The organism is Sphingobium sp. L-44 (assembly GCF_056859495.1).
Window position 1 is genome coordinate 56,658 of record NZ_JBSXOQ010000060.1, and the last position, 12,658, is coordinate 69,315.

Consider the following 12,658-nt stretch of genomic DNA (forward strand, 5'->3'; position numbering starts at 1 on the left):
TTTCCTTTCGTGCCCGATTCGATCTAGCGTCCCCGCCCCGGGGCACCGCTCGCAACAAGGGGCGCACGGATGGACAACCGCGAAGTCGAGCTGAAGCTGGAATTTGACCCGGCCGATCGCGCCCTGCTGGCCGATGCGCCGCTGTTTGCCGGGCAGAAGGGGCAGGCGGCCCATCTGGTTGCGACCTATTTCGACACCCCCGCGCTCGATCTGCACCGTGCCGGTTTTTCGCTGCGCGTCCGGCGCAAGGGGCGTGCCCATGTTCAGACGATCAAGGCTGATGGCGGCAGGGCGGCTGGCCTCTTTGCCCGCTCGGAATGGGAAAAGCCGGTCGACGGCAATGTCCCGCTGTTCGATTCGATTCCCGATCCGCTCGATCGGGCCGTCGGTGCCGCCACTGTCGCGACCGCCGACAAGATTTTTGTCACCGATATCGAACGCACCGTGCATCGTCTCAATCGGGACGGGCAGGGGGTCGAATGCGCGATCGACATCGGCCGGGTTCGGGTCGGCCGTCGTGCCACCCCGCTGGCAGAGGTGGAACTGGAATTATTGTCGGGCGATCCGGCGCTGCTCTTTGCCATGGCCCGTCAGCTCAACGACCTGGTGCCGCTGCGCCTGGGCATGCGTTCCAAGTCGGACCGCGGCTATGCCCTGCTGGCGAAGGAACGGCGCAAGCCGGCAAAGGCCGAACCCATTGCGATCGCACCGGACGCAACCGTCGAGCAGGCCTTTCGTGCCATCGCCCAGGGCTGCATCCGCCAATTCCGCCTGAACGAGGATCTGCTGTTCACCACCGGTGCGCCCGGCGCGCTGCATCAGGCGCGGGTGGGGCTGCGCCGGCTGCGCTCGGCGCTGTCGATCTTTGCGCCGGTGCTGGCGGGCGACCCGGCACTCGCGCCGCTCAGGGATGGCCTGCGTGCGCTCGCTGCCACGCTGGGCCGGGTCCGCAATATCGACGTTCTGTTGCCCAGCCTGCCTGATGATGCCGCCGCCCGCCTCGCGCTTGTCCGGGCGGAAGCGCTGGCCGACGCCGAACTGCGCCTGCAGGCGCGCGAGACCCGTATCCTGATGCTGGATCTCGCCGAATGGCTGGCGCTGGGCGACTGGTGTAGCCAGCCGGCCGATGCCGCTTTGCTGCATGGGCCTGTCAGGCCCTTTGCTGCCGAAATCCTGTCGGATCGACACAGGCGGCTGAAGCGCAAGGGGAAGAATCTTGCCAGGCGCAGCGACGAGCGGCGCCATCAGGCCCGCATCGCCGCCAAGAAACTCCGCTACGCCAGCGAATTTTTCGCGCCGCTTTTCCCGAAGAACAAACAGCAGCGGCGCCATGCTGCCTTCTCCGCCATGCTGGAAAAGCTGCAGGATGATCTGGGCGCGCTCAACGATCTGGCGACCGCGCCCGCCACCCTCGCGGCGGCCGGTATCGACTTCGATTGGCCCGCGCCGGATGACAAGGCGCAGCGCCGCCTGCTGCGCCGCGCCGAAAAGGCCTATGCCGCTCTGCTCGACACCAGGCGCTTCTGGGGCTGAGCCTTCCAGCCATCGTGGCCCGAAAATCTTGTGCTTTGGCGCTCCGATGGCTAAGGCCCGCCGGTCATGACTCGCCCGATCACCTTCGCCATCCCCAAGGGCCGCATCCTCGAAGAGGCGCTGCCCCTGCTCGCCAAAGCCGGTATCGAACCGGAGGCGGAATTTCATGACAAGAAGAGCCGGGCGCTGCGCTTCGCCACCAACCGGCCCGATGTGTCGATCATCCGCGTGCGCGCCTTCGACGTGGCGACCTTCGTCGCCCATGGCGCAGCCCAGATCGGCATCGTAGGTTCCGACGTGGTCGATGAGTTCGATTATTCCGAACTTTACGCTCCGGTGGACCTCAATATCGGCCATTGCCGCCTGTCGGTCGCCGAGCCGGCGGATGCGGGCGACGAGGATCAGGCGGCGATGAGCCATGTCCGCGTCGCCACCAAATATCCCCATCTCACCCGCAAATATTATGAGGCGCGCGGGCTTCAGGCCGAATGCGTGAAATTGAATGGCGCGATGGAACTGGCGCCCTCGCTCGGCCTGTCGCGCCGGATCGTCGACCTTGTGTCCTCGGGCGCCACGCTCAAGGCCAATGGCCTGGTTGAAACCGCGATCATCATGCCGGTTTCGGCGCGGCTGATCGTCAATCGCGCCGCCTACAAGATGCGTTCGGCCGATCTCACCACGCTAGTGGAGGCGTTCCGCAAGGCTGTGGAGGTGCGCGATGCCGCTTAGGCTCGACAGCAAGGCCGCCGGTTTCGCGGCCGATTTCACCGCTCTGGTCGATGCCCGGCGCGAGGCGGATGAGGATGTGTCCCGCGACGTCGGCGCCATCCTGAAGGCCGTGCGCGCCCATGGCGACACGGCGCTCGCCGATTATACCAGCCGCTTTGACCATCATGATCTGGATGTTAGCGGCTGGGCGGTCGATCCGGCCGACTGTCGCGCCGCGCTCGAGGGCCTGTCAACGCCGCTGCGCGACGCGCTCGAACTCGCGGCCGCGCGCATCACCGCCTATCATGAAAAGCAAAGGCCGGTGGATAGTGACGGTATCGACGCCGCCGGCGTGCGCCTCGGCGCGCGCTGGACCGCGGTGGATGCTGCTGGCCTTTATGTGCCGGGTGGCCGCGCCGCCTATCCCAGCTCGCTGCTGATGAACGTCATCCCCGCCAAGGTCGCGGGCGTACAGCGCATCGCCATGGTCACGCCAACGCCGAAAGGGGAAATCAACCCGCTGGTGCTGGCCGCTGCCCAGATCGCGGGGATCGAGGAAATCTGGCGCGTCGGTGGCGCGCAGGCCGTCGCCGCACTGGCCTATGGCACCGATCGCATCAAGCCGGTTGACGTCATCACCGGTCCCGGCAATGCCTGGGTCGCCGAAGCCAAGCGCCAGCTCTACGGCGTGGTCGGCATCGACATGGTTGCCGGCCCGTCCGAAATCGTGGTCGTTGCCGATGGCCGGAACGACGCCGACTGGATCGCCGCCGATCTCCTGAGCCAGTCGGAACATGACCCGACCAGCCAGTCGATCCTCTTTACCGACGATGCCGCCTTTGCCGACGCCGTCGAACGGGCAGTTATGCGCCGCCTGCCGCTGCTGTCGACGCAGGCCGTCGCCACCACCAGCTGGGCCGCCAATGGCGCGATCATCCTGGTCCGCGACCTGGATGAAGCGATGCCGCTGGTCGATCGACTCGCGCCCGAACATCTGGAACTCGCTGTCGACGATCCCGACCGCTATTTCGCGCAGGTCCGCCACGCCGGCTCGGTCTTCCTTGGCCGCATGACGCCCGAGGCGGTGGGCGATTATGTCGCTGGCCCCAACCATGTGCTGCCGACCGGTCGCCGGGCGCGCTTTTCCTCGGGCCTTTCGGTGCTCGATTTCATGAAGCGCACCAGTTTTCTTGGCCTTACCCCCGCCGCGATCCAGGCGATCGGCCCCGCGGCCGTCGCTCTTGCGGAGGCGGAAGGGCTGCCCGCACACGCCGCATCGGTCGCGCTGCGGCTCTGATTTCTTCCCGTTCGGTTCGAGCCTGTCGAGAACCGGTTATGCGGGCTTCTCGACAGGCATGATATTCACGGATTAGAAAGCCGCATGAACGACCGCTCCAAATCCCGCTCCGCCGCGCGCCTCGCCGCGGTCCAGGCGCTCTACCAGCTCGAAATGGAGGGCACGCCGCTCCATCTGCTGCTGCACGAATTCCACGAACATCGCCTGGGTGCGACGATCGAGGATGTGACCTATGCCGAGGCTGAGCAGAATTTCTTCGATGATGTCGTGTCGGGCGTCGACCGTCGCCGCGCCGAGATTGACGGGCTGATCAGCGCGCGCCTGTCGAGCGGCTGGACCCTCGACCGCCTCGACAAGCCGATGCGCCAGATCCTGCGCGCGGGCACCTATGAACTGCTCGCCCGTCAGGATGTCGCGACCGGCACCGTCATCAGCGAATATGTCGACGTCGCCCACGCCTTCTACGACAAGCGCGAAGCCGGCTTCGTCAACGGCCTGCTCGACGGTGTGTCGAAGGACGTGCGGAAATAAGGTTGCACGGACGCGTTCTGTAATGGACGTCATCCCGGATTTGATCCGGGATCCATTCAGCGCTTCCTCGCCAACATAGCGCGCAATGGATCCCCGCGTCCGCGGGGATGACGGATGATTCTGTAGAAGCGGGTGCTGGGATAGAGATTACATCATGTCCGCCGAATCCCGCTTCCTCACCCTGCTGCGCCTGCTCGCCCATGATCCTGCCGCGCAGGGTTTGCAGGACGATGTCGCGGTGCTGCCGGTCGGCGACACGCGTCTCATCCTTACCAGCGACACGATGGTGGAGGGCGTCCATTATCTCCCCACCGATCCGCCGGCCGATATCGGCTGGAAACTGGCGGCGGTGAATCTGTCGGACCTTGCCGCCAAGGGCGCGAAGCCCGTGGGCTGCCTGCTCAACTACAGCCTGTCGGGCGACGATGGCTGGGACGCAGCTTTCCTCGAAGGTCTGGGCGAGGCGCTGGAGCGTCATGCCATGCCGCTGCTCGGCGGTGACACGGTCAGCATGCCCGCCGGCGCACCGCGCAGCTACAGCCTGACCGCGATCGGTGAGGCGACCAGCACGCCGGTCCCCAGCCGCGCCGGCGCGCGGGCGGGCGACCGCCTCTATGTCACCGGGCCGGTCGGCGATGCCGGCATCGGTCTCGACCTTGCCCGCGCCGATCCTGCCGCATCCGGCCCGCTGGTCGCCGCCTATCGCCGACCGCGCCCGCGTCTGGCAGAGGGCACCTTGCTGGCCCGCCTCGCAACCGCGATGATGGACCTGTCCGACGGCCTGCTGATCGATGCCGCGCGCATGGGCGCGGCCAGCAACCTCGCCGTCACCATCGACCATATCCCGCTATCCCCGGCGCTCGAAAGCGTGCGCGGTGCCAGCACCGCGATCCAGCTCGCCGCTGCCCGTGCCGGCGACGATTATGAACTGCTTTTCGCGCTGCCGCCCGGCGTGTCGCCGCCGGTGCGCGCGATCCCGATCGGCCGTTTCGCAGAAGGGGCGGGCCTGACCCTGCTGATCGACGGCGCGGTCATGCCGTTGCCCGACCGGCTTGGCTGGGAACATGGCTGATCTGGATCATTGCGCTACCGGCTTGACGCGCGCCGCCTGACCTGTAGCTTCCTATCACCCTATTCTCAGCCGGTTGGAGCGCCCGATGCGCATCGTCCTGTTGCTGATTGACGCGGTGCCCGATGCCGGCGTTTCTCCGTCCGGCCGCCCGCTGTTGTGCCCTTCGCCCGCCCGTCATTCCCTGCGGAGCGATCGATGACAGCAACAATAGGGGGAGAGGAACAAGCATGCAGATAGTCCATATCGCCATAGGGTGCGGCCTGCTGGCCGTGCTCTACGGGCTTTTCACCAGTCGCCAGGTGCTCGCCGCACCGGCGGGCAATGAAACCATGCAGGCGATTGCGGGGGCGATCCAGGAGGGGGCGAAGGCCTATCTCGGCCGCCAATATACCACCATTGCGGTGGTCGGCATCGTCGTCGCCGTTCTTGTCTTCCTCTTTTTGGGGATAACCTCTGCCATCGGCTTCCTGATCGGCGCGATCCTGTCGGGCGCGGCCGGCTTCATCGGCATGAACATCTCGGTCCGCGCCAATGTGCGTACGGCAGAGGCGTCGCGCGGCACGTTGCAGAGCGGCCTCACCGTCGCCTTCCGGGCCGGCGCGATCACCGGCATGCTGGTGGCGGGCCTTGCCTTGCTCGCGATCAGTGTCTTCTTCTGGTATCTGACCGGCCCGGCCGGCCATGCCCCCGATGACCGTCTGGTGATCGACAGCCTGGTCGCGCTGGCCTTCGGCGCCAGCCTCATTTCGATTTTCGCGCGACTGGGCGGCGGCATCTTCACCAAGGCGGCCGATGTCGGCGCTGATCTGGTCGGCAAGGTGGAGGCCGGCATCCCGGAGGATGACCCGCGCAACCCGGCGGTGATTGCGGACAATGTCGGCGACAATGTCGGCGACTGTGCCGGCATGGCGGCCGACCTGTTCGAAACCTATGTCGTTACCGTCGGCGCCACCATGGTGCTGACCGCATTGCTGGTAACCGGCGTCGACAACGCCTTCCTGATGCGCTTGATGGCCTTGCCGCTGATTGTCGGCGGGGTGTGCATCATCACCTCGATCATCGGCACCTATATGGTCCGCCTCGGCGCCAGCCAGTCGATCATGGGCGCGCTCTACAAGGGCTTCTGGACCACCGCGATCCTGTCGATCCCGGCGCTCTGGTTCGTCACCCATTATACGCTGGGTGATCTCAATACCCCGTTCGGCACCGATCTGGATGGCGTTGGCGGCTATACCGGCATGGCGCTGTTCTGGTCGATGATGGTGGGGCTTGCCGTCACCGGCCTGCTGGTCGTCATCACCGAATATTATACCGGCACCAATTATCGCCCGGTCCGTTCGATCGCCAAGGCATCGGAAACCGGCCATGGCACCAATGTCATTCAGGGCCTCGCCATCAGCCTGGAATCGACCGCGCTGCCGACGATCGTGATCGTGATCGGCATCATCGTCGCCTATCAGCTGGCGGGCCTGATCGGCATCGCATTTGCCGCCACCGCGATGCTGGCGCTGGCCGGCATGGTGGTCGCGCTCGACGCCTATGGCCCGGTCACCGACAATGCCGGCGGCATCGCCGAAATGGCCCATCTCGACGACAGCGTCCGGGTGAAGACCGATGCGCTCGACGCGGTCGGCAACACAACCAAGGCGGTGACCAAGGGCTATGCCATCGGCTCGGCCGGCCTGGCCGCGCTGGTGCTGTTCGGCGCCTATACGGAGGATCTCAAATTCTACAATTCGGCTCTCGGCCTTACCGAGCCGGTCGATTTCAGCCTGTCCAACCCCTATGTCATCGTCGGCCTGCTGCTGGGCGCGCTGCTGCCCTATCTGTTCGGCGCGATGGGTATGACGGCGGTCGGCCGGGCGGCCGGCGACGTGGTCAAGGACGTGCGTGACCAGTTCGCCACCAACAAGGGCATCATGGAAGGGACGTCGCGCCCCAATTATGCCCGCACCGTCGACCTCGTCACCCGCGCCGCGATCAAGGAAATGATCATCCCGTCGCTGCTGCCGGTGCTGGCGCCGATCGCGGTCTATTTCATCATCGCGGCGGTCGCGGGCGTGCCCAACGGCTTTGCCGCGCTGGGCGCGTTGCTGCTGGGCGTCATCGTCTCGGGCTTGTTCGTCGCCCTGTCGATGACCTCGGGTGGCGGCGCCTGGGACAATGCCAAGAAATATATCGAGGATGGCCATCATGGCGGCAAGGGCAGCGAGGCGCACAAGGCCGCGGTGACCGGCGACACGGTGGGTGACCCCTACAAGGATACCGCCGGCCCGGCGGTCAACCCGATGATCAAGATCACCAATATCGTGGCGCTCTTGTTGCTCGCGGCGCTTGCGCACGGCGCTTAACCCGGTTTTAAATCGCCGGACTGACGATGACCCCGCCCGGCAACGGGCGGGGTCATGTTTGACTGGGGGGTATGTTTGAAACCGATTCTATCCGCCGCAGCTTGCGCGCTCGCGGCTTTTGCACCTGCTGTCTCTGCGCAAACCGATCCGACCAAGGCCGACGCTGGCAAGGTGCCGGCGACCGTCGCCAAGACCTGGCCGATCGAGGCCTTCGCCGAACTGCCGGCAATGGATTCACCCGAACTCTCGCCTGATGGCGCGCGCGTCGCCGCGCGGATCGCGATCAAGGGCGTGCAGCAATTGGTGATCGCCGAAGTGAAAGGCGGCAATGTTCGCACCATGGGCCTGGGCGAAAATGACCTCAACTGGTGGCGCTGGGTCAATAATGACTGGCTGATCGTCGGCATCGGCGCGGAAACCAATGTGCAGGGCATGCCCTGGTCGATCAGCCGCGTCGCCAGCATCAAGGCGGACGGCACCAAGGCCAGCATCCTTGCCAAGGCCGTCGCCGCGCAAAATGGCGACGATGTCATCTGGGTCGCCCGTGATGGCAGCCCGCGCATCCTGCTCTCCTACCAGACCTCCATCTATTATGATGATCTTGGTTTCTGGCCGCAGGTTAGCGAGGTGGACGTCAGCACCGGCAAGATGCGCACCGTCGTTGCGTCGCGCCAATATGTGCGCAGCTGGTATGCCGATGCGACCGGCGCGGTGCGCATGGGGGTGGGCTATAATGACACGACCCGTTCCTCGAAACTGCTCTACCGCCCCGATGGTCGCGGCAGCTTCCGCGTGGTCGACAAGGCTAATCGGCGCCGCCATGAATCGCTGATCGTGCCGATGCTGTTCACTGCCGATCCGGGTAAGGCGATCGCCAGCGACGATCGCGACGGCACCGATGCCTTCTATGAACTGGACCTAGGCACGCTTGAATTGGGCAAGAAGCTCTATGAAGCGCCCGGCTTCGATCTTGGCGGGCTGGAGGTCGACGCCGCCGGCACCGGCATGGCAGGCGTGCGCTACACCGCCGATGCGCCAGCCGTACACTGGTTCGACCCGACCCTAGCGAAGATTCAGGCCGATATCGACAAGGCCGTGGGTGATCGCCGCGCGCGCATCATCTCGACCAGTCAGGATTTGAAGAAACTGATCGTCCATGTCGGCGCCGCCAGCCAGCCGGGGGCCTATTATTATTATGACACCGATTATGGCGCCATGTCGCTGCTGTCGAAGGTCAGCGAGACGCTGGGTGTCCGGCCCCAACTCTCCCCGGTCAAGACGATCCGCTACAAGGCGCGTGATGGCCTGGAGATCGCGGCGGTGCTGACCCTGCCTTATGGCAAGGAGGCGAAGGATCTCCCGCTCATCCTCATGCCTCATGGCGGCCCCTTCGCCCGCGACGCGGAGACCTGGGACTGGTGGGTGCAGTTCCTGGCCAATCGCGGCTATGCGGTGATCCAGCCCAATTATCGTGGCTCGTCGGGCTATGGCACGGAGTTCGCGGCCAAGGGCGAGGGGCAATGGGGCCGTGCCATGCAGGACGATCTTAATGACGCGGTCGACTGGACGGTGAAGCAGGGCATTGCCGATGCCAAGCGGGTCTGCGTCGTCGGCGCCTCCTATGGTGGCTATGCCGCGATGCGCGCGGCCCAGCGCGATGGCGGCAAATATCGCTGCGCCGTCTCCTATGCCGGCGTGTCGGATCTGGGCGCGATGATGCGCTATGACCGGCGCTTCCTGAATTCCGGCGCCAGCGGTGACTGGCTGAAGGAGCAGGCACCCGATTTCGGCAGCGTATCGCCGATCAACTACGCCGCCGGCTTCTCGACGCCGATCCTGCTGATGCATGGCAAGAAGGATCGGCGCGTGCCGGTCGGCCAGTCCCGCGAGATGGCGGAAAAGCTCAAGGCCGCCGGCAAGGTGGATGGCCGCGACTATATCTATGTCGAACAGCCGCTGGCCGACCATTTCTTCTCGCGCCAGGCCGACCGGCTGGAATTTCTCCAGCGGCTAGAAGCCTTCCTGAAGGCGCATAACCCCGCCTGACCAGAGCGCGGCGCGACCGTCAGAAGTCGCGCCGCAATTCCAGGAAGACGGTGCGCGGCCGGCCGACAAAGGCGCCCTTGCGCGCATCGAAGGTGGCGACGGCATAGGTCTTGTCGAAGATATTCTCGACCCGGATCATCGCCTCGGCAAAGCCCAGATCCTGGGTGATGCTGCCGTCGAACACGGTGAAGCCGGAAATATGCGCGCCGCGCCGGTCGATCTGGCCCGACACATATTGGCCGCCCAGCGCCAGCGCCGTGCCCCAGGCGGGGATTTGATAGCGGGACCATAGCCCGGCCTGATGATGCGGGGCGTTGGGGAAGCGGCCGCCGACCGCATTGTCGATCGTCGCGCCCTCCGCACTGTCGGTGATGCGCGCGTCATTATAGGCGTAATTTGCGGTCAGCACCCAGTTCTTGCTGAGGTCGGCCGCCAGCGTCAGCTCGATCCCCTTGCTGGTGACTTCACCGACGGGCGACAGCTGGTCCAGGCCATTGACCGGTTCCAGATCGGGATCGACCTGCACGATGCCGTTGCGCACGATATGATAGAGCGCGATCGTCGGCTGCAATTTGCCCTGCATCAGTTCGCCCTTGGCGCCGACCTCGAACTGGCGGCTGGCGATCGGGGCGAAGGGGCCGCCGACCGCCGGATTCTGGTTGCCGGGGCTTTGTGGCTCGAAGCTCTGGGCATAGCTGCCATAAAGGGACACCGACTGCACCGGCTTGTAGATGCCGCCGACGCGCCAGCTCCAGCGACCGCCATCGGCATAGGCGCCGCCAATCTCGTCCTTGTCGTCGAACCAGTCATGGCGCACGCCGCCGACCAGGATGACATGGTCGCCGATATCGGCCTGTTCCTGGGCATAGACGCCGTAGCGATGGGCGCGCGACGCATTCACTTCCGGGATCAGGCCGGCCAGATCCGCCTCGGTCGGGTTGCTCAGGCCATAGACGGGATTGCTCAGCGACAGGCCCGGCACGCCCTTGATCGTCACGCCGCTGAAATCCTGGGTCTCGCGATACCAGTCGGCGCCGACCAGCAATGTATGCTTGATCCCGCCGGTCTCCAGCCTAGCGATCATGTTGCTCGCCAGGCTCGCGCCCTCGATCGTGCGATGCTGCGATCGGAATTCGCGCGGCTGGGTATCGACCACGCCATCGCCGTCGGTGTCGATCGGCCCCAGCGGTTCATGATAGCGCTGATATTCGGTATAACGGAACCAGCGGCCCGATGCATTGATGCTGACCGCATCCGACAGCCGGCTGTCGAGCCGCGCCTGCAGCACGGTGCCCTTCAGGTCCAGTCTGTCGTTCTTTTCATTATGGGTCCAGCTCCGGTCGGCCAGGAAATTCCCGTCCGCATCGATCGCCACGCCGCGCAGCCGGTTGCCGGGCAGATCCTGGTCATAACGGGTCGCCTGCACCGTCAGGCTGGTGTCGGGCGCCAGCTTGAACTTCAGCCCGCCGTCCGCGACCAGGCTGCGGCTGCCGGAAAAGCGCTGCACCGTGTCGAAGCTTTCATAGAACAGGCCGGCCCGCCCGGCGACCACGCCATTGGCGTCGATCGGCCCGGTCACTTCGCCCGACGCGCCATAGCGATCATAATTGCCGACCACCGCGCGTACCGACGCGGCGAACTTGTCCTGCGGCTTCTTCGTCACATAATTGACCATGCCGCCGGGCGAACTGGCGCCGTAAAGCATGCCGACCGGCCCCTTCAGAAACTCGACCCGGTCGATGCTGAACAGGTTCGGCACGGCAAAGCCCTGGAACGGGTCGCCACGCAGCCCGTCATAGAACATCGCCTCCTGGCGGAAGCCGCGATAGGTGACGGTGGCATATTGGTTGGCGCTGACGCCGGCGACATTGCGATAGAGGTCGGTGATATCGCGCGCGCCCTGGTCGCGGATCAGCTCGCTGGTGATGACTTGGACGGATTGGGGAATGTCCATCGGATCGGCCGGGATCTTGCCGATCTCGCTATCCTCGACGCGATAGAGTTTCTGTGCGCGGGCGGTGACCAGGATGTCGCTGTCGCCGGCGGCCGCATCAAGCGGCGCCTGTGCCAGCACGGGCAGTGGCGCGAACAGGAAGGGCAGGGCGCAAAGGCGCGCGAGGCGGAGGCTGGGCAAGGCGGCGATCCCGTTGAAATGGAAGAAGAATGGAGCCGGTTCGCTCCTTCTGGCCTCTCCTCGATGTCGCCCGGCTAATGATATTGCGATTATATTGCAATATGTAACAGGCTGATTTGGCGCGACATGTTCCGGTCCGCCGAATGTCGGACGGAGGATGTGCACATCAGCAATCGTCCGGACTGCCATTGCCACAAAATGGAAATCAAACTGACGCGGCCATGTAATCGAATCGTCATAAAGGCCCGCGACCCCTGTTGGAGAGCAATGCCCGATGCGCCGCCTGTCCCTCTGCCTTTTCGCCCTGATGGCGCTGCCCGCGACCGCCCATGCCAGCGAGGATGAGCAACTCTGGACCACCACCAGCGCGACGGTGAAACTGTCCGACCATTGGCGCCTCCAGCAGGAGATCGTGGCCCGCTTCAGCAATGATCGCGACGGCCTGTACGAGGTCGAGAGCAACACGCTGGTCGGCTACAAGCTCAACGAGCGGATGACGGTCTGGGCGGGCTATACCCATGACCCGCAATATGATGGCGGCGATTTCACTGTGATGGAACATCGCGTCCGTGAACAGGTGACGTTCGACAATATCCTCAAGCTCGGCCCGGTGTCGGTCAGCGCGCGGATGCGCATGGAGCAGCGCTGGCGTGAAGGAATTGATGGCACCGCCTGGCGCCTGCGGCCCTATGTGAAGCTGACAATGCCCTTCAAGGAAGGCGGCAAGACCGCGCTGATCCTCAGCCATGAGAGTTTCATCGATCTCAACAAGACCAATTTCCAGCGTGTCCAGGGCGAGGAGCGGATGCGCAACATGATCGCGATCACCACGCCGCTGGCGAAGAATATGAATGCCGAGATCGGCTATCTCCACCAGCATGGCTTCCGCCCCGATGCCGATGACAGCAACGACAATGTCGCTTCGCTTTCGCTCAGCTTCAGTTTCTGATCGCTGGATTGAGTCGAGGGAAGCCTGAGTAGCCCCT

The 12,658-nt window shown here is 64.9% G+C and carries 9 protein-coding genes; 8 read left to right on the forward strand and 1 reads right to left on the reverse strand.

All coding sequences use genetic code 11. From position 1 onward, the window contains the following. Nucleotides 1-69 precede the first annotated feature (69 nt). From AC13EK_RS06180 to AC13EK_RS06210, 7 genes are all read left to right on the forward strand, one after another. Complete coding sequence (locus AC13EK_RS06180; RefSeq protein WP_277788322.1) at nt 70-1,533, forward strand: CYTH and CHAD domain-containing protein; 1,464 nt, start codon at nt 70-72, stop codon at nt 1,531-1,533. Between the two features lie 66 nt (nt 1,534-1,599). Further along, a complete protein-coding gene (gene hisG / locus AC13EK_RS06185) occupies nt 1,600-2,262 on the forward strand; it encodes an ATP phosphoribosyltransferase (RefSeq protein WP_004208839.1) in 663 nt (220 codons plus the stop codon). Then, nucleotides 2,252-3,538: a histidinol dehydrogenase gene (gene hisD / locus AC13EK_RS06190; protein WP_069336364.1), complete on the forward strand. Its 1,287-nt coding sequence runs from the start codon at nt 2,252-2,254 to the stop codon at nt 3,536-3,538. The genes hisG and hisD overlap by 11 nt, the downstream gene beginning before the upstream one ends. A gap of 84 nt (nt 3,539-3,622) precedes the next feature. After that, entirely contained in the window at nt 3,623-4,069 is a 447-nt protein-coding gene (nusB, locus tag AC13EK_RS06195) for a transcription antitermination factor NusB (protein ID WP_004208836.1), read from the forward strand. Nucleotides 4,070-4,223: 154 nt separating this feature from the next. Next, nucleotides 4,224-5,141 (forward strand): thiamine-phosphate kinase, encoded by a 918-nt coding sequence (thiL, locus tag AC13EK_RS06200; protein WP_069336363.1) that lies wholly within the window; start codon nt 4,224-4,226, stop codon nt 5,139-5,141. Between the two features lie 227 nt (nt 5,142-5,368). After that, complete coding sequence (locus AC13EK_RS06205) at nt 5,369-7,492, forward strand: sodium-translocating pyrophosphatase (protein ID WP_069336362.1); 2,124 nt, start codon at nt 5,369-5,371, stop codon at nt 7,490-7,492. A 54-nt stretch (nt 7,493-7,546) separates the two neighbouring features. After that, on the forward strand, nt 7,547-9,538 hold the full coding sequence (locus AC13EK_RS06210; protein ID WP_376745012.1) for an alpha/beta hydrolase family protein: 1,992 nt from the start codon (nt 7,547-7,549) through the stop codon (nt 9,536-9,538). Between the two features lie 19 nt (nt 9,539-9,557). Here AC13EK_RS06210 and AC13EK_RS06215 read toward each other — a convergent pair whose 3' ends face one another. Then, nucleotides 9,558-11,672, reverse strand: a complete 2,115-nt coding sequence (locus AC13EK_RS06215; protein WP_069336361.1) for a TonB-dependent siderophore receptor — start codon at nt 11,670-11,672, stop codon at nt 9,558-9,560. Nucleotides 11,673-11,946: 274 nt separating this feature from the next. Between AC13EK_RS06215 and AC13EK_RS06220 the strand changes: the two genes are divergently transcribed. After that, nucleotides 11,947-12,621, forward strand: coding sequence for a DUF2490 domain-containing protein (locus AC13EK_RS06220; RefSeq protein WP_069336360.1), 675 nt, complete (start codon nt 11,947-11,949; stop codon nt 12,619-12,621). The last annotated feature ends 37 nt before the right edge of the window (nt 12,622-12,658 follow it).

Bases quoted from the DNA above. Each gene is read 5' to 3' on its own strand.
- thiL (WP_069336363.1), top strand. From the start codon at position 4,224: ATGTCCGCCGAATCCCGCTTCCTCACCCTGCTGCGCCTGCTCGCCCAT.
- AC13EK_RS06180 (WP_277788322.1), top strand. From the start codon at position 70: ATGGACAACCGCGAAGTCGAGCTGAAGCTGGAATTTGACCCGGCCGAT.
- hisG (WP_004208839.1), top strand. From the start codon at position 1,600: ATGACTCGCCCGATCACCTTCGCCATCCCCAAGGGCCGCATCCTCGAA.
- nusB (WP_004208836.1), top strand. From the start codon at position 3,623: ATGAACGACCGCTCCAAATCCCGCTCCGCCGCGCGCCTCGCCGCGGTC.
- AC13EK_RS06205 (WP_069336362.1), top strand. From the start codon at position 5,369: ATGCAGATAGTCCATATCGCCATAGGGTGCGGCCTGCTGGCCGTGCTC.
- AC13EK_RS06220 (WP_069336360.1), top strand. From the start codon at position 11,947: ATGCGCCGCCTGTCCCTCTGCCTTTTCGCCCTGATGGCGCTGCCCGCG.
- AC13EK_RS06210 (WP_376745012.1), top strand. From the start codon at position 7,547: ATGTTTGACTGGGGGGTATGTTTGAAACCGATTCTATCCGCCGCAGCT.
- hisD (WP_069336364.1), top strand. From the start codon at position 2,252: ATGCCGCTTAGGCTCGACAGCAAGGCCGCCGGTTTCGCGGCCGATTTC.